The following is a 25,530-nucleotide window of genomic DNA, read 5'->3' on the forward strand; positions in this document are numbered from 1 at the left end:
TAAGGTGAGTTGGATTGAAGAGCCGGATGTGAGAAATTCACAAGTCCGGTTCTATGAGGGGCATTGAAACTCCTCTTGTTAATTGTGAAAATATAAGAAAAGGAGTCATATTATGTCTACTCGACATGAAAATCAAGAAAGCTTTATTGCCGATGAGGTGTATCATGTGTTTAACAAAAGTATTGCTGGGTACAAGGTACTGAATGACGATAGTGATTACTCGCGGCTCAATTCACTCATACGCTACTATCAATGCATTCCATCAGTAAAATACTCTGTGTATAAAAAATCATTAAAAAATGGTGAAAGTGAGAGTTTCTTGCCACCTAAACGAGGAGACCAACTGGTTGAAATAATTGCCTATTGTTTTATGCCTACACACATACATCTTATATTGAGGCAAATAAGTGAAAATGGTTTGTCCACATTCATGAATAATGTGTGTAACAGCTATTCTCGATATTTTAATATAAAGTATAATAGAAAAGGACCTCTCTGGATGGGAAGATTTAAACGAGTGTTGGTTCAGACTGATGAACAGCTCTTGCATCTTACTCGATATGTACACCTTAATCCGGTTACTTCGCATCTAGTTGATGCGCCCGAAGAGTGGCGTAATTCTTCGTATGATGAGTATCTTTGCCGCTCGGACGAAAAAGTATGCAGGTATGGTGATCTTTTAGATGTTAGACCCGAAGAGTATAAAGAGTTTGTTAATGATAATATTTCGTATCAACGTGAACGGGCTCAGTTAAAGAAATTGGTTTTTGAATAAGAAGAGTATCCCGTGCTTCGCCACCGCGTAGGTGGAACAGCCCTTGATCCACCTACGCGGTGGCGAAGCACGAGGTGGAGATAGACAATGAAAACTGATCCGCAAACAGAAATAGAGATTATCGGTATCTTACGTCAATTTGCCGAGGCGTATTCTGACAGGGATATTGATTGGCTTATGTCATTTTTTGCTGAAGATCAGGATGTTGTGTTTATTGGACCCGGAGTTGATGAAAAGTGCATAGGGCAGGATGAGATCGAGGAGCAACTGACTCGTGAATGGGCGGAGACAGAAAACGCACATTTTGAGATCGGCTGGATAATGGTTTCAGGCTGTGACAATGTTGCGTGGGTAGCCGCTGATATTGTTGGTTCGGCAACAATTGGCAAAGAACAAGTACTCGTAAATGGTAGGCTCACTGCTGTATTAGAAAAACGTGTAGATAAGTGGTTTTGGACGCAGGGACATTTCTCTCTTCCGGTAACTGCTGAATAATAATACCTATAATAAGGAGGGATAATGATTAAAAAGATCACGACATTACTCGGTAAAGATGCTGATAGCTTTTTAAAGCATGAATGTAAAACCATATCAAAAGACATGATACATGTTCCTGGTCCTGATTTTATAGACCAAAACTTTCTTCAAACTGACCGATCGATCAATGTCTTAAGAAATTTGCAATTACTCTATAATACCGGTCGTCTCGCGCGTACGGGATACGTATCAATACTTCCTGTTGATCAGGGTATTGAGCATACGGGTGGGGCGTCTTTTGCGCCAAATCCAATATATTTCGATCCGGAGAATATTGTAAAACTTGCTATTGAGGGCGGATGTAACGCTGTTGCATCGACTTTAGGCGTACTCGGAAATGTTGCCCGCGCTTATGCACATAAGATTCCGTTTATACTAAAATTAAACCATAATGAACTTCTTACCTATCCGAATTCTTTTGATCAAAAGATGTTTGCTTCAGTAGAACAGGCATTCAATATGGGTGCTGTCGGTGTTGGTGCCACGATATATTATGGTTCACCTGAGTCACGCAGACAAATTGAAGAAGTATCTGCCGCTTTTGAACGTGCTCACCAGCTTGGTATGTTTACCGTTCTCTGGTGTTATCTCAGAAACGATGGATTTAAAAAGGATGGGACAGATTATCATGCGGCCGCTGACCTTACCGGCCAGGCAAATCATTTGGGTGTTACCATTCAAGCAGATATCATTAAACAAAAGTTACCGACAAACAATGGCGGGTTTAATGCAATAAAGTTCGGTAAAACCAGTCCGCTTGTGTACGACAAACTGACCTCAGATCATCCGATAGATCTCACGCGGTATCAGGTCGCAAACTGTTATATGGGGCGTATCGGGCTTATTAATTCCGGCGGGCCTTCAGGAAAGAATGATCTTGAACAAGCCGTAAAAACAGCTGTTATTAACAAACGTGCCGGAGGCATGGGGCTCATATCCGGAAGAAAAGCGTTCCAGAAACCGATGAAAGAGGGCGTAGAGATCTTAAATGCCATTCAGGATGTGTACCTTACAAAAGAAATTGATATAGCATGACATAACAGAATGCCCCGTGCTTCGCCACCGCCCCGATTTATCGGGGCGGTGAATACGGTAAACCGGTAGAGTGTGAAAAAGAGTACAAAGTATGAATAATGATATCAAAATTTTAGTGATTGATGATGATGAAAATATTCTTTCTCTTATGAGCGAGATATTCAGGACAGATGGGTATATTGTCTCAACTGCCCTTAATGGAGAAAAAGGGCTCGAATGTATAGAGAAAGAAAAATTTGATCTTGTTTTTGTTGATCTTATGATGCCCGGGTGGGATGGCCTTGAGACAATAAAAAGAATAAGGAAAATAAATATAACCGTAAGCATAATAATAATAACCGCGTACGGGAAAACGAAAGACGCCGTTATAGAAGCGGAAAGATATTGTGTTTTTGATTATGTAACCAAACCATTCGACATAGATTACCTGTTATCACTTGTGAAATATGTGATCCAAAGGTCAAAATACAATAGAATGCCCTATAAAGAAACAATGCAGAATTATTACTGGAAAAATGATGTCTCTCAAAAACAGCTCACGATAAGAAAGTGGAAAGACCTAAAAGAACAAGTTAAATCAAGTGCGATTACAGCGCTTGATCTGAACAAGACTATAGAGAAACAGTACATTAAAACAAGAGCGACAATTAAGGAAACGGCACGTTTTTATTATAAATCGGTTTTACGCAATAAATATATTCTTGTCGGCATTATATGTATACTCATTGGCGTTGTTTTTGGATTGTCATTTAATATGTCATCAATGACCAAAACAGACGCCTATAACTATGCATTAAAAATGAGGAAGAAAGGAACTGTAGTTGAACCAAAAAAAAATGTTACCCTATCTGATTTTTACGGAATATTAAAAAGCATAAACTATTGGATGCACAAAGATGTTGAACAAGAACGCAAACATTTTAATAAATAGTTTAGAACTAATTTCCACCGGGGCGGTGAAAAAATAGGAGAGAACTATGAACCTGAAAAACAAATATTATCTGTTATTACTTATACTCTTGCCGGTTTTTACATTATGTTTTCTCAAAGCTGCCGTTTGTTCAGCAGGCGCACTTGACGGTAAGAAGATCGTCATGATCATTGCCCACGAAAATTATCGCGATGAAGAGCTTGAAGTGCCGCTTCAGATGTTTAAAAAAGCAGGTGTTGATGTCGCTATCGCATCTACCGCACTTACTCCCGCAACTGGCATGCTTGGCGGGACGGTTACCCCTGACATGTTATATTCAGATATCACTGTAAGTGATTATGATGCAATCGTTTTTGTTGGAGGTTCGGGTGCAACTGTCTACTGGAATGATTCTGCAGCCCAAGAGATCGCAAAAAAAGCGATCGAAGACCGAAAGATACTTGCAGCGATATGTTTTGGCCCTGTTACACTTGCAAATGCGGGCGTGCTTGAAGGAAAGAAAGCGACTGTATCAAGTTCTGAAGGAGGCAAGCTTAAAGCAATGGGTGTCTATTATACCGGCGCAGGGGTGCAAGTTGATGGCGATATTGTTACCGCCAATGGCCCCCAGAATGCGGGCGGTTTTGCTGAGGCGATAATTAATCTTTTATGATGCGGTTTAGACCATTTACGGTAATTATATCCTGGGCGTTATATGACCTTGCGAACCAGTTTTTCGTACTGAATGTTGTTACACTTTATTTTCCTACCTGGCTTACCATAGTCAATAAAGCACCGGAGATCTTGTACAGCATATCATTTGGTTTTTCAATGATATGTATTGCGCTCCTTTCACCTATACTCGGTGTTTTGGCTGATCAGGGAGGTAAAAGAAAAAGTTTTCTTGTATACTTCACGCTTCTTTCAATAGTTTTTACGATGCTTCTTGGAACGACCACGAATATATATGTGGCGCTCATCTTCTTTGCCGTTGCGAACTTTGGCTGTCAGGCAGGGATTGTGTTTTATAATGCGCTCATGGTTGATGTGGCTCCTACCGGAAAAATCGGGCTTATCTCCGGTTTTGGCCGTATGTGCGGATATATTGGCGCGATTGTTGCGCTTTACATCTCAAAACCTGTTCTAGAAAACATGGGATATCAAGCGACCTTTGTATTAACCGGGATATTGTTTCTTATTTTTGCGCTTCCATGCATGATTATCCTCAAGGATAAAGAAAAAGGCAGTATAGTGAGCTGTGTAATGAAGCGATCACTCTGGACTCATGCGTTCACTGAATTAAAAGAGACCGTAACAAAAAGTCATAAGTTCCCTGAACTGCGAAATTTCTTTAAGGCGGCTTTTTTTGCTCTCTGTGTTGTTCATGCTATTATTCTTTTTATGGCTGTCTACGCTGCGCAGGTATTTAAGCTTGATACAACGCAGCTTGTCCACTTTATTGCATTCTCGACATTATTTGCGATTTTGGGAAGCATCATCTCCGGTTTTGTGTGTGACAAGATAGGGTACAAGAAATCGCTTCTCATAATATACAGTGTTTGGATAGTCGCCCTTTTCCTTGGAGGAGTAACCTATGCCCCGTTTCACTGGGTAATTGGCGCTCTGGTGGGGTTAAGTCTTGGCGCGACATGGGTTGTTTTTCGTGCGCTTGTTGTTGAGCTCGTGCCTCAAAGCAATCTTGGCGAAGCATTCGGGTTATTTAATCTTGTCAGCTACTGTGCCGGAATTGTTGGTCCACTCTGCTGGGGTTTTATCCGACTGGTGGGAAGTCGATATGGTGACTGGGGAACACGTGCGGCGTGTCTCAGTATGATAGTATTCCTTGTCGTTGCAATAGCATATCTTATGAAAGTTAAAGAACCCCTAAAAACCCGAAAAGTGTCTTCCTAAGATATTGAAGCGGGTTCTACTGTTACGGTAAGTTTTTCCGGGTGGAATATTTTATCGTAGCGTTCCTTGAGTGGTTTTGGTCCTATATATGCCATTACCAATATACCGACGAGAATCCCAGCTATAAGAATAATCTCAAGTGTTTTTCTTATTTGAATATTTGATCTATTCATGACGTTTCAATCCTTAATACTTTATAATACAAATGATGGTGTATAATCGATAATTATGGTATGATTACCGCCTGATGTAAGGCATTTTATAGCTATAGGATGTATATGTACAGCATAATTTTACATACATGCAATTACTAACCGCTGGCTCTATGGGGTAGTGGTTTATATTTTTTTATGAAACGAATGTAAAGGAGATTGTAATGGCTAAGAAAATTACGATTTTGGGTGCGGGTAACGGTGGGCATGCTATTGCATTTGATACTGCGTTAAACGGTGCTGAGGTAATGCTCTTTGAACATCCGAATTTCACAAAGAATCTTGATGGCATAAGAGAAAAGGGCGGGATTGAAGCTGTTGATGCGCTCCATGAAGAAGGGATAGATGTTCCTGCCGCACTTTCTGGGTTTGTAAAGATTGCGGGACTGACGAGTGACCCAAAAGAAGCAATGGATTTCGCTGACGTGATCGTCATGGTCGTTCCATCGTTTGCGCAAGCTACAATATTTGAGATGGTTATGCCACACCTGCGTGACGGCCAGACATTTGTTATTCTTCCGGGAAATTTTGCCTCGTTATTATTTAAGAAGATGATGGCTGAGTCCGGTATTTCGGCTAATGTTACATTCGCCGAAACTGTATCGATACCGTATGCGGTACGGATAATAGGGCCCGGGCAGATCTTTATTATGGGGAAAAAGACTGCGTTTAGTCTCGCGTCACTTCCGGGATCGGCAATCAATGATGTTTGCCAAACGCTGAAAGATGTATTGCTTCTTAAGCTTATACCGCTTGCAAACGTTATAGAGGCAGGTTTTTCAAATCCTAATATGATCATACATGTGCCGACCGCGACATTGAATATGGGTGCCATGGAATCACGTGAGGGTAAAATACAATTCTATCGTGAGGGTGCATCTGACACTGTTTCGAAAGTTTTAGAGAAAATGGATAGTGAACGAGTCGAGATCGGTGCAGCTCTTGGCCTGAAACTCATTACCTTTTATGAAGCAGTGAATACTTTTTACAGTTTGGATATGAAAAGTATCAGAGATTTTACATTAAATACTCCGATACATAACAATATGCCTAATGATTCACCAAAGAGTCCAAAAGAACGCTACATCACCGAAGATTGTCCGTTTCTTCTTGTGCCGGTACATGAATTTGCTCAACTGGTGAATGTTCCGTGTCCAGCGATAGAAAGTATAATAAAAATAGATAATATTTATAATGATACCGATTATTTTAAAGTTGGACGCACGTTAGATGTTATTGGTCTTAAAGGTATGAGTCCTGAAGAAATAATTGCTCATGTAAGCTAATAGATATGGAGAGTGGTGTTATGTGGAATGCCGAATCGACTACCGTAGGAAAATATCTTGCACATCGTTTAGGGCAAGCCGGCCTTAAGCATATATTTGGTGTGCCGGGAGACTATGTGCTTTCTTTCTTTGATTGTCTTGAAGAAAGTAATATTGAAGTAGTATGTAATTGTAATGAACTCAATGCCGGGTATGCGGCTGACGGGTATGCACGTATTAATGGTATCGGTGCTGTGTGTATCACCTACGGGGTTGGCGCCTTTAGCGTTTTTAACGCTGTGGTGGGATCGTTTGCCGAACGGTTACCGGTTGTCGTTATTAGCGGTGGACCAAAAATATCTGAACGGCAACACCATCATCTGCTTCATCATACTATTGGTGATATGAATCTCCAGTATAGGATCTATGAAGAGATCATGGCAGCTTCTGTTATCTTAACCAGTGCTGATCAGGCACCATCACAAATAGATGAAACTATATCTACGTGCCTTCGGTCACGAAGACCGGTATATATTGAAGTGCCGATGGATATTGTCACAAAACCGTGCCGGGTGCCGGGTCCGTTCACGATTGATACGGATATAAAAAGTGATGAAGAGGCGGTGACCGAAGCGCTTAATGATGCGGTGAGCATTCTTACGAACGCGAAAAAACCCGTGATCCTTGCAGGTGTAGAAGTGCACCGTCTTGATATACGAAAAGATTTGGAAGATTTCATTACCCATAGTGGGTATCCTTACTCAACGACGCTTCTTGGAAAATCAGTGATACCTGAGAAACATCCTCAGTTTATTGGTATATACGGCGGTGCCGCAAGCCGTGAGTATGCACGAAAAACTATTGAAGAAGCTGATGTCATACTCTGTTTAGGTACCTTGATGACCGATGTACAGATCGGGCAGGGTGAGGCTCTTCTTGATTCGTCACGTATGATCGTTGCCAATTCTGATAATGTAAAAATTAAACACCACGTATACAATAGTGTGAGCTTGAAGGATTTTATTAACGGACTCGCCCAGAAGCTTCCTAAGGGTAAGGCTGATACAGAATCGATTGAGCATCCCTCAAAAGATTTAGAGGATGAATACATTGCTATCCCCGATCAAAAGCTTACGTTACGCCGATTCTATCAGAGGGTGAACCGTTTTATTGAAAAAAATAATATTATTGTAACTGATACAGGTGATGCGATCTTCTGTACCGGCAACATGTATCTCCCCGAGGGTGTTGATTTTGTTGATCAGGCATTTTATTTATCGATCGGGTATTCTGTTCCTGCGACACTCGGAGTAAAGCTTGCCGCGCCTGATAAAAGGCCGATTACCTTTGTCGGTGATGGCGCATTTCAAATGACTGCACAAGAACTTTCGACCATTATACGGCATAACCTTAATCCGATTATTTTTCTCATTAATAATGAAGGGTATACCATAGAAAGAGTACTCGATGACGGTCCGTATAATGATCTTCAAATGTGGAAATATAATATGCTGCCGGAAGTATTTAATGGTCCAAAAGGCTTTGAAGTGAAGACTGAAGGTGATCTAGAAAAAGCGCTTGCCTCAGCTCAGGATAATCCTGATTCGTTAGCGTTTATTGAAGTACATTTTGATAGATGGGATTGTTCGGAAAGTTTACAAAAACTTGGCAAAGGTTTTAAGAGTGGTGGAAATCTCTAACGGGGTAAAGGAGATCAAACATGAATGAGGCCACGCATATACTTGGTGCTGAAGAAGCGCAAAAACTATCTATTGATGCATTGATGAAAACGCTCACATCTGATAGTAGCCGAGGGTTATCTTCTCAGGAGATAGATATTCGGTTAAAAGAATACGGGTATAACAAACTTTTTGAAAAAAAAGTTAATCCGTATCTCAAATTCTTAGGATATTTTTGGGGGCCTATACCCTGGATGATCGAGATAGCGGCCATACTCTCAGCCGTAGTAAAGCACTGGGCAGATCTTATTATTATCTCAGTGCTTCTTATCTTCAATGCGCTTGTCGGTTTTTTCCAGGAGAGGCAGGCAGCGAATGCGATAGATGCATTGAAAAAACAGCTCGCGCTGAAAGCAAAGACTCTGAGAGACGGTAAGTGGGAAGAAATCGATGCCGCGACACTTGTTCCGGGTGATATTGTTCGGCTGAGACTTGGCGATGTTATTCCAGCAGATGTAAAACTTATTGAAGGAGATTATCTTTCCATTGATCAATCAGCTCTAACCGGTGAATCCCTGCCGGTCAGTAAAGGAGTAAACGATGTCGGATATTCCGGAAGTGTCGTAAAACAGGGTGAGATGGTTGCACTTGTTGTTGCGACCGGTGAAAACACTTTTTTTGGTAAAACGGCAAAATTGGTTACAACAGCCCAAAAGGCCTCGCATTTTCAGCGGGCAGTTCTGAATATCGGTGACTACCTTATTTTTATGAGCGTAGGACTCGTACTTATCCTCGTAACAGTACAATTGCTCCGTGGCGCTGATATTCTTCAAATAGTGCAGTTTGCCTTGATACTTACTGTTGCATCGATTCCTGTTGCGATGCCGGCAGTCCTATCTATTACTATGGCAGTGGGCGCTGAAGCGCTTTCTAAAATGAAAGCGATCGTATCTCGACTTGAATCTATCGAAGAAATGGCAGGGATGGATATTCTGTGCTCTGATAAAACAGGTACCTTAACACAGAACAAGCTTGAGTTAGGTTCTCCCATATGTTTTGGCAATGCGGTAGATGATGAATTGATCTTAATGGGTGCTTTGGCATCTAAAGCCGAAGATAAAGATCCTATTGATATGGCTATTTTGAATGCGTTAGGAAAAGATTCAAAGTTTTCTCAGTACACTCAAACGAAGTTTGTTCCTTTTGATCCTGTCGGTAAGCGTACGGAAGCACAGGTTTTGACACCTGACGGGGTAGGCGTAACGGTGACCAAAGGTGCTCCGCAAGTTATTCTTAACTTGTGCGCGCTTAAAGACGATGAAAAATCAAACATTGATAAAGAGGTCTTAACCTGTGCGAAAAAAGGGTATAGAACTCTTGGTGTTGCAACAAGTACCGATGGAAATACCTGGTCTTTTCTTGGCCTCTTGCCGCTCTTTGATCCTCCACGTGAAGATTCAGCTGAAACGATCAAAAAAGCAAATGAACATGGAATACAGGTTAAAATGGTTACCGGAGACAATGTTGCAATAGCAAAAGAAATATCAGGCGCTCTCGGTCTGGGAACGAATATACGGGCGGCGGATGAATTCTTTACGGATCAAACAGATGAAAAAGCGTATTCCGTTGCAATGGCACATAAGATAGTTACAGCAGATGGTTTTGCGCAGGTATTTCCACAGCATAAGTTTGAGATCGTTAAAGCTATCCAATCTCAAGAGCATATTACCGGGATGACCGGTGACGGGGTGAATGACGCACCAGCACTCAAACAAGCCGATATTGGCATAGCTGTTAGCGGCGCAACAGACGCTGCACGCGCTGCAGCGGATCTTGTGCTTACAGCTCCGGGTCTTTCAGTTATTATTAAAGCTGTCGAAGAGGCGCGGAAAATATTTGAACGAATGAACAGTTACGCAATTTATCGTATTACTGAAACCATACGCATTATGCTTTTTATGGTGCTTGCCATGATCGTGTTTAATTTCTATCCGATAACAGCCATTATGATCATACTCTTGGCACTATTAAATGATGTACCGATCATGATGATTGCAAAAGATAATACATGGCTTGATTCCAAGCCTGTTAGATGGAATATGCGGCGTGTACTTACTATATCTACAGTATTAGGTGTCCTTGGTTTGGTGGAAACTTTTGGTTTGCTTTTGATTGCTAAAGAGTGGTTTGGAATAAGCAATGAACAAGTACAGTCAATAATATTTCTTAAATTATGTGTGGCAGGACACCTAACCTTGCTTGTAGCCCGGACAAAGAAACCTTTCCTGTCCAAGCCCTATCCAGCACCGATTTTACTTCTTGCATTGTTCTTTACGCAAATTGTTGCTTTTTTTGTTGTATGGTTCGGATGGTTTGTGCCTGCTATACCCTTGCATTACATACTCGGTGTGTGGGTATATGCTATTTTCTGGCTATTTATTGAGGATTGGGTAAAACTTCATGTCTATAAACATTTAGAATTGAGCGGAAAAAGACATCAATCATTTCTTTCTCGTGTTGGGGGATCGCTTCATTCGCATGTGCGTGATATGTGATTGTAATGAGAGTAACAGTACTATAAATAAAGATAATTTGTGAAAGAGGAATATTATGAAAAAGTATGAACGCATACGTACACGTGTTTCAGTTATGTTTATTTTGTTGTGTGCAATGAGTGTATACACTCTTTCTTCAGTATGTGCTCAAGAAGGTGCTCAGGAAAATGTGCCGTCGGGATATACAATGAAATGGGCAAATGATATTAAAGTAGGGCTTTTGGTGCCGGATGGATGGCATGTTACGCGAGATGACAGTGAAAGTGCAAAGTCGCTGCTTATCACGAAAGAAGATATAGCTGTGCAAGGATCCTTTAAAACAGGATTTACTGTCATTATCATACCGGATATCGATGATAGAGCAGACGTACCGCCATCAGAATATGCCGAATTTTTTGTTAATAATATGAAAAATGTAACTGATCGGTCCTGGGATATAAAACCGATTGAAATGAGCGAGAGCTGTAGCGGGTCAGGCGGCTTTTTTGAATCTAAAAGCGATACCGACGGAACCCCTATCGTGCAATATATCATGGCGGTGGGAAATGATACGACAGGAACGGTATATATTGTGCAGTATGTAAGCACAAAAAAAGATTGGGCCCAGAACTGGACGTATGGCCAAACAATATTAAATCATATGGAGTTATCGTCAAAACTTTAAAAGGTATAATTCTTGAGTAAGAAAGCGTTTTTCGCACTTTATTTTGCGGCATTTATTTCAATGCTTGGGCTCGGTATTATTTCTCCGATACTTCCACTGTTTGCAGAAAAACTTCATGCCAGTGGTTTTTGGGTGGGGATGATATTTACCGGATTTGTTATCTCGCGAGCGGTATTCATGCCATTCATTGGAAAGATATCCGATAAGACCGGAAGAAAGATATATATTGCCGGTGGACTGCTTTTGTACGCGGTTATTTCTGTATGTTATCTTTATGCGTCTAATGTCTATCTTTTAACTCTGGTGCGATTAGCTCATGGTGTTGCCAGCGGTATGATAATACCGGTTGTAATGGCGTATGCCGGAAGTTGTGCAAAAAAAGGGCAGGAAGGCGCGACTATGGGAACGCTCAATATGATGCTTTACCTCGGGATGGCGGCTGGACCGTTTTTCGGGGGAGTGGTCAGTGGTATGCTTGGTTTTCGTGCGGTTTTTTACGGCATGGCAATTGTGAGCGTCATCGGTTTTGTCGTTACTCTGTTTTTCCTGCCGGAAATGAAAGCGCAGGGTAGCCGCAGTGAACAACCAACTATGCCGTTTAAAGAAATAATGAAATATAATATTATAAAGATGGTGCTTTTAGTGTCGATCATTATTACTTTGCGTGAAGCGGTCCTCATGTCTTTTCTTCCAACGCTTGCTCAAAATGTGAAGATAGACGCATCACAGGTTGGAATCATTATTTCAGTAGGTATATTGTGTGCGGGAATATTGCAAACACCCTTTGGGAAACTGGCAGATAGATTGAAAGGCGCAGGAAAACTCTACCAAATTATTATTGGATCGATTATCGGGACTCTTGCTTTGGTTGCGTTACCGTTCTTTTCAGATTTCTCCATGTTCCTTGTTTTAGGCTCTGTTATCGGTATTGGGGCCGCTATTTCAACGCCTGCTATTATGAGTATATCGGTTTTAGCCGGGCAGGTTTCAGGTATGGGTATGTGGATGGCAATTTTAAATACTGCCATGAGTATCGGTTTTATTGTTACCCCGCTTGTATCAGGTATTGTAATGGATAGTATGGGGATCAATAGTGTTTTTTATCTGTTTGGGTGCGTGTCCCTGGCAGGAACAGCGATATGTTTTTATTATATGCGCAAACGTCTGAAAGGATATAAAAAATAAGGTGTGCGGTGCTTTGTTGCTCGTCACACCGTGTCGGTGCAAAAGCTTTGTACGTTGATTTAGCTCACACCGCGTCGGTTAGAATGAGCGCTCGGTTGAGTGTGCATTTCCTAAGGCGTGGAAAAGAATGCATATACAAACATTAATTATGGAAGAAAGAAAACACGCAGAACTTTTGATTGGAATCTATTCTCAGTATACCGAGATTATGGCATAAGAAATTGTTTTAGTGAGCAGAATATGAAAGATACAAATAAATATAAGCGGTACCAAGAAGAGCTTGAAAAATGGTATGAATCACTGTGTATACAATGCGGCGTATGCTGCGGTGTGCATGACGGCGATCCATGTATGCATTTGCTTAAAACAGTTAATGGAAAATATATATGTGCGACGTATGCAACGAGACTCGGTCCTCAAAAGACAGTTTCCGGCAAGACGTTTAATTGTGTGCCAATTAAGGAAGTGTTACAGCATAAAGGATATTTATCTGAGTGTGCATACAGAGATGGTTCTATAACAGGCTGCCATCAGATAAAAAAATAATAACAATATGATCGTAACTGCAATCGAGGGGGGATAAAGTGTTTTATGATTTTTTGCTAAAAGGCGGTATTATCATGTGGCCGATACTGCTCTGTTCTATTTTTTCCGTTGCCATTATATTCGAGCGGTTATATTTCTTTTATAAAGCTGCAAGGCAGATTGAGGTTCCCGATTTTATTTGCAAGGTAAAGGAATCTGTGAAGAAAAAGAAATATAAAGGTGCTCTGAACTTGTGTCAACATATGGCCGGACCGTTAGCCGCAATTATCTCAGTTGGTATTGGCGGGGGATATCAGAACTTTGATGAGCGGCAACGTGCAGTTTCACGTGTCGGAAGCGCTGAAGTGCGAAAATTAGAAAAAAATCTTAGCGGGCTTGCACTTATTGCAGATATAACGCCGCTCATGGGACTTTTAGGGACCATTATGGGACTCATAAAAGCATTTATGAAAATTCAAGCGATGCAGGGGCATGTTGATGCCGGACAGCTTGCCGGTGGTATTTGGGAGGCCCTTATTACTACTGCGGCCGGACTGATAGTTGCTATACCCACGTTGGCGGCATACCATTATTTTGAAAAACGGGTAAGTTACTATGCTTCGTTTATGAAAGAAACTGCTTCTGAGCTTCTTGATATGTCAGGTATTGATGCAATAGAAGAAAGTGCTGTTATGGAGAGTGATGACGATGATAGAATTTGACACGCCGCGAAAAGTACGGCCGCGGGTAACGCTTGCGCCTCTCATTGATGTTGTTTTTCAGCTTTTGATATTTTTTATGCTTTCATCATATTTTGTGAGTCAGCCGGGCATTAAAATAACTTTACCGTTTGCATCGAACGCTGATACTCAGGCGTCAGAGATCATTATATATATTACCGAAGACAGCAAGATCTTTTTAGGTGATAGAGAAGTTTCCTATGAAGACCTGTCAGGTGAACTTGATAAAGTAGCCGTGTTAAACTCTCACAAACCTGTTATATTAAAAGCTGATGAGAAAATCGATCTCGGACTGGCGGTAAAAGTAATGGATTGTGTGAAACGCTCTAATATTGAAAATGTTATTATTTCAACAAGGAACCATAATGAAAAATAGCATATTAAAAACAACAATATTCTTTTCGTGTGCTTGTCATGTGGTGTTTTTGGGAATTCCGGGGTATATATTTGTTTCACCGGCACCTCCTGTAATGCCAGAGGTTGTGGTGTTGATTGATACAGAAATACCTGCGCTGTTACCTGAAGTAAAAGAAATGGCGGAAGTGAAAGAACTATTTGAGCAGGAAGAAAAGAGTGTCAAAGAAGTTACTCGTGACCTCCCGGTAGAAACCGAGATGATTGATACGGTTGAGATTTTTGAAGAAGAACCTCTCGAGCCTCTTCTTGAAGCGGTTAAAGAAGAGCTTATTATACACGAGCTAGTCCAAAATGAAAAATCGCTTCCTGATGATCTTATTGAACAGGAAAAAGTTATCTCAGACGAAGTGCATGATGAACTGCTATTTCGATATAAAGATCTTGTGAAACGTAAAATTGAGAAAGCTAGAAGGTATCCTTACTGGGCACGTAAGAAAAAGATTGAAGGGACCGTGTATGTTCAATTCAGTATTAAAAGGGATGGATCGTATAGTGATGTTACTCTGATCAGATCTTCTGGAAAATCTATTTTGGATAGAGAAAGCACCAAAACAATTGAGAGGGTTAAAAGATTTCCTGCTATACCAGAAGGGATCCGGTTTTCATCGATTGTTATAGAAGTTCCTATCGTATTTAATTTGAGTGAAAATGAATAAAGGATGCTGAGACGAGAATGAACATGCGTATAGATAAGATAAAGTTTCTTGATACACTTCTTCACTGGGGTATCCTCCTTTTTTGCGGGGCTATACCTTTTTCAATTGCGGCATCACAGATCGGTATTATTGTTGCGCTCATATCGTGGGGGTTATTATCAATAATTAAGAGAAAGCTTATATGGAAAAAAAATGTTATGACCATACCGATTGTGATATTTTTGTTTACTCAATTTCTTTCCATACTCTTTTCAATTGATGTCGGACGAAGCATCCATGAGTTTCGCAGTTATTGGCATATACTTATATTCTTTTTAGTGGTGAGTTGTTGTGATAAAGAGTTTGTTAAAAAATGCGTAATTGTATTGGTTGTGAGCACGGTGGTGGCTTCTTGTATCGGTTGCGGGCAATATATATACACCCGTTTTCTTGCGCCTGCTTTGTTAGGTCAAAAACGCATATCAGGGACAATGAGCATGTACATGACCTATTCAGGAATATTGATGATGGTGGGGATTGTTGCTCTTACCCTGTTTTTATACGGGGAGAAAATAGCTAAAAAAAGACTACTTTTCTGCGCTGGGAGCGGCATTATAGTCTTTGCACTCATACTGTCTCTTACGCGAAGTGCATGGCTAGGGTTTGTTTGTGGAGTAATCGTTATTGGAGTTATGAAAGACAGGTTGCTTCTCCTATTGCTGGTTGGGAGTCTTGTTGCGGCCTTTATTTTCGCTCCGCAAGATGTGCGCGAACGGGCAAAAGGCGTTTTTAAGGGTAAAAGCACGGTTATTGAAGAAGGTAAGGCAGTTAATCAAGGTGATGAAAGAATGGTTTTGTGGAAAAGCGGACTGCAAGTTATGTATCACTATCCGATTACCGGAGTTGGTCTGCTCAATTTTAGAAAAGCATATCCGCAGTTTCTTTCGTATACGCCGAAGAAAAATTTTAATCATGCGCATAACAACTTTATACATCTTGGCGCTGAGACAGGGTTTGTCGGCCTTCTCGCATTTATTATGCTTATAGGCGTGTATCTTTGGTATATAATGAGGAAAGTGTACCGGTTATCGATAACTGAAAAGTCCTACGGAGCAGGTGTAGCGATCGGTGTTATGGGGGCGTTTGTTGCGTTCATTATTGCAGGATTATTTGAGTATAATTTTGGTGACTCTGAGGTAGCGATGTTATTATGGTTTTTAATGGCCGCACCATTTGTTTTCTTGGGGAGTGAAACGAACAACAAGGAGGCTGCATGATAGAGAATATTCACTGGCTTGGGCATGCATCATTTAAAATTACCGGTGAAAAAATTATATATATTGACCCGTATAAAATAAATGATGGTGCCCAAAAAGCAGATATTATTCTTATTACGCATGATCATTATGATCATTTCTCTGCTCCAGATATGGGCAAAATACTGCAAGTTAACACCGTTGTAATTGGACCCGGTGATGTGGTCAGAAAGAACACGACACACGATGCGCGTAAAATGGATGCGGACGATACATTGAAGGTCGGGGATATTATTATTCAAGCGGTGCCGGCATATAATATAGCGAAAAATTTCCATCCAAAAGGTCATTCCTGGAACGGGTATGTAATAACGGTAGGCGGTGTGCGTATATATCATGCAGGCGACACTGATTTTATCCCTGAAATGAAGGTAATTAAAGCTGATATTGCGCTTTTACCTATTGGCGGGACATATACCATGACGGCAAGAGAAGCAGCGCAAGCGGCAAATACGTTAAAACCAAAAATTGCTATACCAATGCATTATGATACGATTATAGGAACACAAAGTGATGCCAAACGGTTTAAAGAATTGTGTGAGTGTGAAGTAGTCATTTTAAAAAAAGAAGAGGGATAATAGGGAGATATATGAGAAAAAAAAGAATAGGTATTATTGGTGCGAATCAATGTTCGCATGAAATAGGAAAAATTGCCTACGAAGTAGGAAGGCATATCGCAAAGAAAAATGCGATTCTTGTGTGCGGTGGTTTAGGCGGTGTAATGGAAGAGGCATGTAAAGGTGCTAAAAAGGAAAATGGCATGACTATCGGCATTCTTCCGGGCGGTAATCCTGATACTGCAAATCCATACGTTGATGTCCCCATTGTAACGAGTTTAAATTATGCACGGAATATCCTCGTTGTTCGAACAAGCGAGGTTCTTATCGCTGTTGGCGGCAGGTACGGAACGTTAACTGAGATTGCATTTGCACTAAATGTGGGGCATCCCGTAGTAGGCATTAAGACATGGGATCTAAACAAAATAGACCACAATAAAGGAATTGTAATTGAAACTAATCCGGAAGCCGCTGTAGCAAAAGCTTTGTCGCTTATCAAAAAATAGTGGCGGTTAAAAATAAATAATATTGATATAATGTATTTGTATAAGACAGAGAAACACTACCTCATACAACATTCATAATGGGATAAACTTGTTATGAAATCATTTCGTTTAAAGAAAACAGAGAGCAGTACATGAAAAACAAAGAGATTGCCATGCTCTTCAATAAAATTGCTGACATTCTCGAGTTTAAAGGCGATGTTTCATTTCGGATAAATTCTTATCGTAAAGCTGCGCATATTATTGAAGATATGGCTGAAGATATTGAAGCGTATGATGAAAGCGGGACTCTGAAGGAGATTGAGGGGATAGGTGAGAGCCTAGCAAAAAAGATCGACGAATATATTAAAACGGGCAGGATTGCGAAGTATGAAGAAATGAAAACTGGTGTTAGTGAAGAGCTGATCGATCTTATGAAAATCTCAGGTATCGGCCAAAAAACACTTGCTCTTATACATAAAAAGTACGGGGTAAAGAATATTGATGAATTAGAAAAAGTTGTAACGGACGGCAAAGTAAGAGATCTTTTTGGGATGGGAGATAAAAAAGCAGAAAATATTTTGAGGGGCATTAAGCTTTATCGCGCGTCACACGGAAGAATATCTTTAGGTATTGCGTTTCCCGTTATGAGGATGATAATAGATGAATTAAAGAAAAACCGCAAAGTAAAAAAGATTGATATTGCAGGAAGTCTCAGAAGAATGCAAGAAACAATAGGGGATATAGATATTCTCGTTTGCGGTAAAGAGGGCAAAGATATAGTTAATCACTTTACAACATTGCCGTGCGTGAAAGAAGTATTGTCATCAGGGTCAACGCGTGGATCTGTTGTTGTGGAAGATGGAATACAAGTAGATGTGCGTGTGGTAAGGGAAGACTCTTACGGGGCAGCTTTGCAGTATTTTACCGGTTCAAAAGAGCATAGTGTTAAACTGAGGGGGATTGCGAAAGCCCACGGGTATAAAATAAATGAATACGGTATATATAAAGGCGATAAAAAAGTAGGGGGAGCTCACGAGAGTGATATATATAGTGCGTTAGGACTGGCATATATCCCACCGGTATTACGCGAAAACAGGGGGGAAATTGAAGCGGCATCCCGAAACATGCTGCCCTCATTGGTTCAGTCTAAAAATGTACGCGGTGACCTGCATGTTCACTCCAATTGGAGCGATGGGGAATCTTCTGTCGAAGATGTTGTTCGAGCTTCTATTGAACTGGGTTATGAATATGTTGCGATATGCGATCACTCACAATCGCTAAAAGTGGCCCATGGGTTATCGCCTGAAACGGTTTTTAGGAAATTAGATGAAATTAAAAGAGTACGAAAGAAATACAAGGACTTTGCAATTCTTTTTGGCACAGAAGTAGATATAAAAAGTGATGGGTCTATTGATTATTCCGATACTGTGTTAAAAGAATTTGATGTGGTTATTGGCGCGGTGCACACGGGATTTAAGGATAGTGAAGAGAAGTTAACTTCTCGTATATTGTCTGCAATTAATAATAAATATGTTAATATTATTGCTCACCCTACAGGAAGACGTATTGGGTTAAGAGAACCATATCCTGTTGATCTCGATGCCATTTTCAAAGCAGCATCCCAGAGTGGTACGTTTCTTGAGATAAATTCATTTTATGACAGGCTTGATTTATGTGACACGGCGGTAAAACGGGCAAAGGAATACGGTGTTAAATTTGCGCTCTCAACGGATTGTCATCATGTGGACCAGTTATGGATGATGTCCTTAGGGGTGAGTGTTGCTCAACGTGGCTGGCTGACAAAGAATGATGTTGTAAACTGCTGGCCGCTACCAAAATTGCTTTCCCATTTTTCTTCAAAAAACAAAAAATAACTCTTTTTTCCCATAGTGCAGGGTATATTTTTACTATTGCTAATATTTACCGTTTTGCTATACTTCAAACTGCTGTTATTGTCCTTTATGAGGGGCGGCGGCATAAATAATCTTAAAGGAGTGTTATCGTAATGAAAAAGAATGAATTAGAAAAAAAGACAGTATCTCAACTGAGAAAAATCGCTGAAAAAAATAAAGTTAAAGGGTGGAGCAATCTGAATAAGTCTCAGATTGTTAATGCTTTAACTAAGAAAAAAACAGTGACTGCATCTAAGGCGGTAAAAAAAGCAAAACCCGCATTGGCTAAGAAAAAACCGGCGCAAAGCCCTAAAGCCGTAAAAAAGGCTAAGCCCGTGTTACTCAAGAAAAAAACAGTGACTGCATCTAAGGCGGTAAAAAAAGCAAAACCTGCATTAGCTAAGAAAAAACCGGTACAGAGACCCAAAATAGTTAAAAAAGTAAAGCCTGCTTTAGCAAAAAGAAAATCAAATATTAAGATGCCCGTGAGTCGTGCATCTGCTTCAGGAACACCCATACATACTCATGAGGAGGAACAAAAGATCGGACAGAGTAAGTATTATGTTGGTCCGAGCACTCATCACGGGAATCGTGAATCAGATTTTGTTTTTCCTGAGAGTTACGGACAAGATAAAATTGTGCTCATGGTGAGGGATCCAAATTGGATGCATGTATACTGGGAAATTACCGAGCAAAAGATATCAAGCCTAAAATCGTCTCACGGAGACAATGCTATTGATTCTTCACGATATGTTCTTAGAGTGCTTGATATTAATAAAACAACGCCTGATGCACCAAATTCATTTTTTGACGTTGAGGTTTCTCGGGGAGCAGATAGCTGGTATATCAATGTCCCTAATCAAAATTGTTCATATTGTATAGATTTAGGTTTTCTTACATCTGAAGGGGAGTTTGTTTTGCTTGTCAGATCAAATGCTGTAAAAACGCCTAGAGTTGGTGTTTCTGAGGTGCTTGATGATCAGTGGATGTCTTTTGCGGATGCGGATTACGACAAGATTTATGCTCTTTCCGGTGGTTTGAGCATTGGTATGAGTTCTGGTGATTTAGGTAAAGCTATGCAGGAAAAATTGGAGTCTATAGCATCTTCCGATATGATCTCTTCTGGTGCGGTAAGCAGTTTTTCTAAAAAAGAAGAGAAAAAAAGAGGATTTTTCCTTGTTGTTGATACTGAACTCATTGTATATGGGGTAACGGTCCCTGACGCTGAGCTTACTATTCAAGGTGTTCCTAAGAAACTCAATCCTGATGGAACTTTTAGCGCACGATTTTCTCTTCCTGATGGTAATCAAGTTATTCCCGTCAAAGCAATCTCTTCGGATAAGATTGATGAAATAACTATTACCCCTATTGTTAAGAAAGATACAGAGTACAAGGATAATAAAAACGGTCATAAAGATTGATGGTCTCACGGTCTAAACATATCTCATTGATGTGGGGTGTGGTAGGCGACTGAGTTTTTTTGAGTTGGAGAGTTTAATGGAAAAAGGTAAAGAAAAAGGTTATTTTTCGCTTGTTTTGCATGCGCATTTGCCGTATGTACGTCATCCTGAGCATGAACATTTTCTCGAGGAAGATTGGTTTTATGAAGCGATAACTGAAACATATATTCCTCTTATTAATGTTTTTGATGGATTAGTGAATGATAATATTGATTTTAGAGTAACCATGTCTTTATCGCCGAGTTTGATATCAATGTTTACTGATCCCTTACTGCAAAATAGGTATCTGAGACATATATCACGCCTCATAGAACTTGCTGAAAAGGAAGTCGAAAGAACCAAGTGGCAGCCTAAATATAATACGCTTGCCCTTATGTATAAAAATAATTTTCTGAATGCACGTTATATCTTCGAAGAAAAGTATAGGAAGAATCTCGTGAGCGCATTTAAGAAGTTTCAGGATATGGGCAAACTCGAGATTATTACGTGCGGGGCAACTCATGGATTTTTGCCGCTTAATGATATGTATCCGCAAGCAGTGAGAGCGCAAGTGCAGGTTGCCGTGAATCACTACGAAAAACATTTTGACAGAAAACCAAGGGGTATATGGCTCCCCGAATGCGGGTATTACCCTGGACATGATACATATTTAAAGGAAGCAGGCATTAAATTCTTTTTTACGGATGCCCATGGCCTATTGTTTGGGTCTCCTCGACCGCGCTACGGTGTGTTTGCGCCTTGTTACTGTCCGACAGGAGTAGCTGCGTTTGCACGTGATTTGGAGTCAAGCAAACAGGTATGGAGCGCAGAAGAAGGCTATCCGGGAGATTATGAATACAGAGATTTTTATCGCGATGTCGGATATGATCTCGAACATGATTATGTAAAACCGTATATTAACTCAGACGGGAAGAGAAAAAATATCGGCATAAAATATTATAAGATTACCGGTCGAACAGATAAAAAGGAACCGTATAATCCATATCGCGCAATGGAAAAGGCAGCAAGTCATGCGGGGGACTTTTTATTTAATCGTGAGAAACAAGTTGAGTTTCTTAATGGGTTTCTTAAGAAGAAACCGCTTATAGTGTCTCCTTACGATGCTGAGCTCTTTGGCCATTGGTGGTATGAAGGCCCGCAATGGATTAACTTCTTGCTGAGAAAGATGGCATGTGATCAAAACACAATTCGTATGGTAACGCCTTACGAGTATTTGGAAGAAAACCCTGAAAACCAGGTTCTTACTCCTTCGATGTCGAGCTGGGGGCATAAAGGATATAATGAAGTATGGCTTGAAGGGTCGAATGACTGGATATACCGGCATCTCCATCAGGCAATTGAGCGCATGTCTGAGATGGCTCGTTCTCGTCCCGATGCGTTCGGGATTGAAAAACGCGCGCTTAATCAGGCTTCACGAGAGCTTCTTCTCGCACAATCAAGTGACTGGGCATTTATTATGAAGACAGGCACTATGGTCGAATATGCGGTAAAAAGAACTCGAGACCACATTGCACGCTTTACTAAGCTCTATGAGAGCATTAAAGGAAACAATATTGATGAGGCTTGGCTGAACGATATTGAATCGAAAGACAATATTTTTCCTGATATCGATTATAGAGTATATACTTAAAAACAAATCCTAAAATCTAAACACGAAATCCTAAACAAATTCAAATATTCAAAATTATAATACCCTTTATTTAGATAATCTTCCTCGGCCAGAAAGGCGTATGAAGCTATGAAAGTTGCTTTAGTTCATGATTGGCTTAATGGAATGCGCGGGGGAGAAAAAGTTCTTGAGATACTCTGCGATATCTTTCCGGACGCGCCGATTTATACCCTTTTTTGTGATAAGGATAAGCTGTCACAAAAATTGCGTGAGCGGAAAATACACACATCAATTCTACAGAAATATCCTCTTGTAAAACGATATTATCGGTACTATTTACCGCTCTATCCCTATGCTGTTAAGCATATAGATGTTTCCGAATATGACCTTATCGTTTCTGTAAGTCATTGTATTGCAAAAGCGGTAAAGAAGAGAAGTGACGCGCTTCATATATGTTATTGCAACACTCCCATGCGGTACGTGTGGGGGTTCGCGGATCAATATTTTGGAACAGGCATAAAAAGAAAGATAATTAACTCTACGCTTAATAAACTGCAAAAATGGGATTATGCTACCTCAGGTAATGTCGATTTCTATATAGCTAATTCATATAACATAAAAAAACGTATTTACCGTTGTTATCAAAGAGAGGCTGATAAAGTTATTTATCCTCCTTGTGATACTGATTATTTTTCGCCGTCTGACGATTCAGCAGATTATTACTTATTGGTGTCGGCGCTTGTTCCCTATAAAAAAATAGATATTGCAGTGGAAGCATTTAATGTTCTTGGATATCCTTTGAAGATAATCGGAACAGGACCTGAAGAGCAGAAACTGCATAAAAAGGCTAAGTCAAATATTACGTTCCTTGGCTGGCAAAGCGATGAAGAGGTAAGAGATCATTATAGGAAATGTAAGGCTTTTATTTTTCCCGGAGAAGAAGATTTTGGCATTGTGCCGCTTGAAGCACAGGCATGTGGACGTCCGGTTATTGCCTATGGACAAGGCGGGGTCACAGAAACTGTTATTCCTCATGAAAAAGGTTATGTTCCCCGAGATATGTCGATTAAGGGTGAGTCAACAGGAATATTATTTGAAAACCAAACGGTGAAATCATTGATTGATGCAGTCGAGCTATTTAAACAGGTATCTAATGATTTTAATAAAGAGAACATGAGAAAACATGCTCTTTCTTTTAGCCGGCAAAGATGTATGGATGAACTGCGTTCATATATTGACGATAAAATATCATAAGCAGGATGTCGATGGATGAAATTAATATAACGATAATTGGCGCAGGTGTTATTGGGTTATCGATAGCGGCCTCTTTCAAAAATACTTCTCATTCAATATATGTTTTGGAACGACACGATTCATTTGGGCAGGAAACTAGTAGTAGAAATAGCGAAGTTATCCATGCCGGTATATATTATCCCCAAGACTCTTTCAAAGCAAAGAGCTGTGTTCAAGGCAACAGAATGCTGTATGAATTATGTCAGAAGTATTCTGTTCAATGCGTTAAAACCGGAAAAATCATTATTGCCTGTACTGATGAAGAGCGTGAAGTGTTGCATGCCCTCTATAAAAAAGGTATGAATAACGGTGTCAGCCTTTCGTTTCTAGATAAGAAGGATATTCAGAAGCTGGAGCCTCACATAACCACAGCTTGTGCAGGAATATATTCGCCGTCTACAGGAGTTATCGATTCACACGGTTTGATGAAACACTACGAGTATAGAGCGCAAGAAAATGGGGTTGAGTTAACCTATGGTGTTCGGGTGACGAACATTGATACATGCAATGACGGATATGAGATTTCCGTAGTTGATTCAGATAGTAAAAGAATGCAGTTTAAATCACGTATTGTGATAAACTGCGCAGGACTTGAATCTGATGTGGTTTCACAGATGGCAGGTATTGATAGTGATACCTATGGGTATCGCCTGCATATGTGTAAGGGCTCATACTTTAAAGTCGGAAACAAGAAATCTTCATATGTAACACACCTGGTATATCCTCCTCCCGATCATGCTCATGGAGTTTTAGGGATACATGCGTCATTAGATTGTGCCGGTGCACTAAAGCTGGGCCCTGATGCCCAATATGTTGATAAGGAAACTATGGATTATCACGTTGATATTAATAAAAGAAAACAATTTTATGATTCTGCTAAAATATATTTTCCTTTTATTGAAGAGGAAGATCTTTATCCTGATATGGCCGGTATAAGGCCAAAATTACATGGACCCGAAGAATCATATCGTGATTTTGTTGTCAGTCATGAGGCCGATAAGGGGTTCCCCGGTTTTATCAATCTTATCGGGATAGAATCTCCGGGACTCACTGCAGCGCCCTATATTGGACAGTATGTTGCCAATATGGCTAATGACATTATGTAACAAAGAGAAATCTTTAGGAATATGAAAAAAATAAAAAAAGAATATAAAGCAGTAATATTTGATATGGATGGCGTGATCGTCGATTCTATGCCGTATCATTTTCTTGCGTGGTATGAAGCTCTTCGCCCAATAGGTGTTCGCATAAGCAGTTTTGATGTGTATATGAGAGAGGGTGAGAGGTGGCAGAAAACCGTGCTTGAATTACTGGAACGAGAGCATATAAAGATCACAGACAAACTGACAAAAAAAATACATCGGGATCGGGAACAGATATTTAAAAGAATTTATAAACGGTTTATTTTTCAAGGGTCATTTGAATTATTAGAATGTCTAAATAAAAAGGAATATTCACTGGGTCTGGTTACCGGAACACCGACAAAAGAGGTTAAGAAGATACTTCCAAAGAAAATAAGAGATATATTTAAGTGTATTGTTGCAGGGGATAGCGTCGTGAACGGAAAACCGCATCCTGAACCGTATCTGCGAGCTGCTGAGATATTAGGTGTTACGCCATCAGAATGTATAGTGATCGAAAATGCACCGCTAGGAATACGGTCTGCGCAACAAGCGGGGATGGTATGTGTTGCAGTTACAACAAGTCTTCCGCGTGAGTATGTTAAAAATGCTGATCATATTGTAGACAGCAATTCCGCAACAAAGTATTTTAGCTCACCATAAGTCATTCTATTTACGATATTTTAGTGGTAAACGCCTTGTTTGAGCAAATTCGTATTGACGTTGAAGTATTTTATTGACATAAAAACTGA

The 25,530-nt window shown here is 40.3% G+C and carries 25 protein-coding genes; 24 read left to right on the plus strand and 1 reads right to left on the minus strand.

Translation table 11 applies throughout. The features are described 5' to 3' along the window. Nucleotides 1-112: 112 nt before the first annotated feature. The 6 genes from P9M13_01660 to P9M13_01685 all read left to right on the plus strand — a co-directional run bounded on the left by P9M13_01660 (nt 113) and on the right by P9M13_01685 (nt 5,168). On the plus strand, nt 113-775 hold the full coding sequence (locus P9M13_01660) for a transposase (protein ID MDP8261994.1): 663 nt from the start codon (nt 113-115) through the stop codon (nt 773-775). An 87-nt stretch (nt 776-862) separates the two neighbouring features. Next, the gene (locus P9M13_01665) at nt 863-1,270 is read left to right on the plus strand and encodes a nuclear transport factor 2 family protein (GenBank protein MDP8261995.1); all 408 of its coding nucleotides are present in this window, start codon (nt 863-865) and stop codon (nt 1,268-1,270) included. 24 nt (nt 1,271-1,294) lie between these two features. Then, complete coding sequence (locus tag P9M13_01670) at nt 1,295-2,347, plus strand: class I fructose-bisphosphate aldolase (protein ID MDP8261996.1); 1,053 nt, start codon at nt 1,295-1,297, stop codon at nt 2,345-2,347. Nucleotides 2,348-2,438: 91 nt separating this feature from the next. Further along, nucleotides 2,439-3,278, plus strand: a complete 840-nt coding sequence (locus tag P9M13_01675; protein MDP8261997.1) for a response regulator — start codon at nt 2,439-2,441, stop codon at nt 3,276-3,278. Nucleotides 3,279-3,324: 46 nt separating this feature from the next. After that, nucleotides 3,325-3,930: a DJ-1/PfpI family protein gene (locus P9M13_01680; GenBank protein ID MDP8261998.1), complete on the plus strand. Its 606-nt coding sequence runs from the start codon at nt 3,325-3,327 to the stop codon at nt 3,928-3,930. Then, the gene (locus tag P9M13_01685; GenBank protein ID MDP8261999.1) at nt 3,927-5,168 is read left to right on the plus strand and encodes an MFS transporter; all 1,242 of its coding nucleotides are present in this window, start codon (nt 3,927-3,929) and stop codon (nt 5,166-5,168) included. The genes P9M13_01680 and P9M13_01685 overlap by 4 nt, the downstream gene beginning before the upstream one ends. Here P9M13_01685 and P9M13_01690 read toward each other — a convergent pair. Beyond that, nucleotides 5,165-5,341, minus strand: coding sequence for a hypothetical protein (locus P9M13_01690; protein MDP8262000.1), 177 nt, complete (start codon nt 5,339-5,341; stop codon nt 5,165-5,167). The two genes, P9M13_01685 and P9M13_01690, sit on opposite strands and share 4 nt — an antisense overlap. A 203-nt stretch (nt 5,342-5,544) precedes the next feature. Between P9M13_01690 and P9M13_01695 the strand changes: the two genes are divergently transcribed. The 18 genes from P9M13_01695 to P9M13_01780 all read left to right on the plus strand — a co-directional run bounded on the left by P9M13_01695 (nt 5,545) and on the right by P9M13_01780 (nt 25,441). Beyond that, nucleotides 5,545-6,666 (plus strand): NAD/NADP octopine/nopaline dehydrogenase family protein, encoded by a 1,122-nt coding sequence (locus P9M13_01695; protein ID MDP8262001.1) that lies wholly within the window; start codon nt 5,545-5,547, stop codon nt 6,664-6,666. A gap of 20 nt (nt 6,667-6,686) precedes the next feature. Then, nucleotides 6,687-8,345: a thiamine pyrophosphate-binding protein gene (locus P9M13_01700; GenBank protein MDP8262002.1), complete on the plus strand. Its 1,659-nt coding sequence runs from the start codon at nt 6,687-6,689 to the stop codon at nt 8,343-8,345. A 20-nt stretch (nt 8,346-8,365) separates the two neighbouring features. After that, the gene (locus tag P9M13_01705) at nt 8,366-10,879 is read left to right on the plus strand and encodes a plasma-membrane proton-efflux P-type ATPase (GenBank protein ID MDP8262003.1); all 2,514 of its coding nucleotides are present in this window, start codon (nt 8,366-8,368) and stop codon (nt 10,877-10,879) included. A 55-nt stretch (nt 10,880-10,934) separates the two neighbouring features. After that, entirely contained in the window at nt 10,935-11,543 is a 609-nt protein-coding gene (locus P9M13_01710) for a hypothetical protein (GenBank protein MDP8262004.1), read from the plus strand. 12 nt (nt 11,544-11,555) lie between these two features. After that, a complete protein-coding gene (locus P9M13_01715) occupies nt 11,556-12,728 on the plus strand; it encodes an MFS transporter (protein MDP8262005.1) in 1,173 nt (390 codons plus the stop codon). A gap of 117 nt (nt 12,729-12,845) precedes the next feature. Further along, the gene (locus P9M13_01720) at nt 12,846-13,274 is read left to right on the plus strand and encodes a hypothetical protein (protein MDP8262006.1); all 429 of its coding nucleotides are present in this window, start codon (nt 12,846-12,848) and stop codon (nt 13,272-13,274) included. Between the two features lie 38 nt (nt 13,275-13,312). Beyond that, nucleotides 13,313-13,975, plus strand: a complete 663-nt coding sequence (locus P9M13_01725; GenBank protein ID MDP8262007.1) for a MotA/TolQ/ExbB proton channel family protein — start codon at nt 13,313-13,315, stop codon at nt 13,973-13,975. Continuing rightward, the gene (locus tag P9M13_01730) at nt 13,962-14,369 is read left to right on the plus strand and encodes a biopolymer transporter ExbD (GenBank protein MDP8262008.1); all 408 of its coding nucleotides are present in this window, start codon (nt 13,962-13,964) and stop codon (nt 14,367-14,369) included. Before P9M13_01725 ends, P9M13_01730 begins: the two co-directional genes overlap by 14 nt. Next, the gene (locus tag P9M13_01735) at nt 14,359-15,066 is read left to right on the plus strand and encodes an energy transducer TonB (GenBank protein MDP8262009.1); all 708 of its coding nucleotides are present in this window, start codon (nt 14,359-14,361) and stop codon (nt 15,064-15,066) included. The genes P9M13_01730 and P9M13_01735 overlap by 11 nt, the downstream gene beginning before the upstream one ends. Nucleotides 15,067-15,083: 17 nt before the next feature. Next, the gene (locus P9M13_01740) at nt 15,084-16,322 is read left to right on the plus strand and encodes an O-antigen ligase family protein (GenBank protein MDP8262010.1); all 1,239 of its coding nucleotides are present in this window, start codon (nt 15,084-15,086) and stop codon (nt 16,320-16,322) included. Next, nucleotides 16,319-16,939: an MBL fold metallo-hydrolase gene (locus P9M13_01745; protein ID MDP8262011.1), complete on the plus strand. Its 621-nt coding sequence runs from the start codon at nt 16,319-16,321 to the stop codon at nt 16,937-16,939. The genes P9M13_01740 and P9M13_01745 overlap by 4 nt, the downstream gene beginning before the upstream one ends. An 11-nt stretch (nt 16,940-16,950) precedes the next feature. Beyond that, nucleotides 16,951-17,424, plus strand: coding sequence for a TIGR00725 family protein (locus tag P9M13_01750; GenBank protein MDP8262012.1), 474 nt, complete (start codon nt 16,951-16,953; stop codon nt 17,422-17,424). Between the two features lie 131 nt (nt 17,425-17,555). Next, nucleotides 17,556-19,277, plus strand: coding sequence for a DNA polymerase/3'-5' exonuclease PolX (gene polX / locus P9M13_01755; GenBank protein ID MDP8262013.1), 1,722 nt, complete (start codon nt 17,556-17,558; stop codon nt 19,275-19,277). Between the two features lie 131 nt (nt 19,278-19,408). After that, a complete protein-coding gene (locus P9M13_01760) occupies nt 19,409-20,716 on the plus strand; it encodes a DUF4912 domain-containing protein (protein MDP8262014.1) in 1,308 nt (435 codons plus the stop codon). Between the two features lie 76 nt (nt 20,717-20,792). After that, the gene (locus tag P9M13_01765) at nt 20,793-22,385 is read left to right on the plus strand and encodes a DUF1957 domain-containing protein (GenBank protein MDP8262015.1); all 1,593 of its coding nucleotides are present in this window, start codon (nt 20,793-20,795) and stop codon (nt 22,383-22,385) included. A 108-nt stretch (nt 22,386-22,493) separates the two neighbouring features. Next, a complete protein-coding gene (locus tag P9M13_01770; protein MDP8262016.1) occupies nt 22,494-23,618 on the plus strand; it encodes a glycosyltransferase in 1,125 nt (374 codons plus the stop codon). 11 nt (nt 23,619-23,629) lie between these two features. Then, the gene (locus tag P9M13_01775) at nt 23,630-24,763 is read left to right on the plus strand and encodes an NAD(P)/FAD-dependent oxidoreductase (GenBank protein ID MDP8262017.1); all 1,134 of its coding nucleotides are present in this window, start codon (nt 23,630-23,632) and stop codon (nt 24,761-24,763) included. A 21-nt stretch (nt 24,764-24,784) separates the two neighbouring features. Continuing rightward, nucleotides 24,785-25,441, plus strand: coding sequence for an HAD family phosphatase (locus P9M13_01780; GenBank protein ID MDP8262018.1), 657 nt, complete (start codon nt 24,785-24,787; stop codon nt 25,439-25,441). Nucleotides 25,442-25,530: the final 89 nt, after the last annotated feature.

This window comes from Candidatus Ancaeobacter aquaticus (genome assembly GCA_030765405.1).
Taxonomy (GTDB): domain Bacteria; phylum Auribacterota; class Ancaeobacteria; order Ancaeobacterales; family Ancaeobacteraceae; genus Ancaeobacter; species Ancaeobacter aquaticus.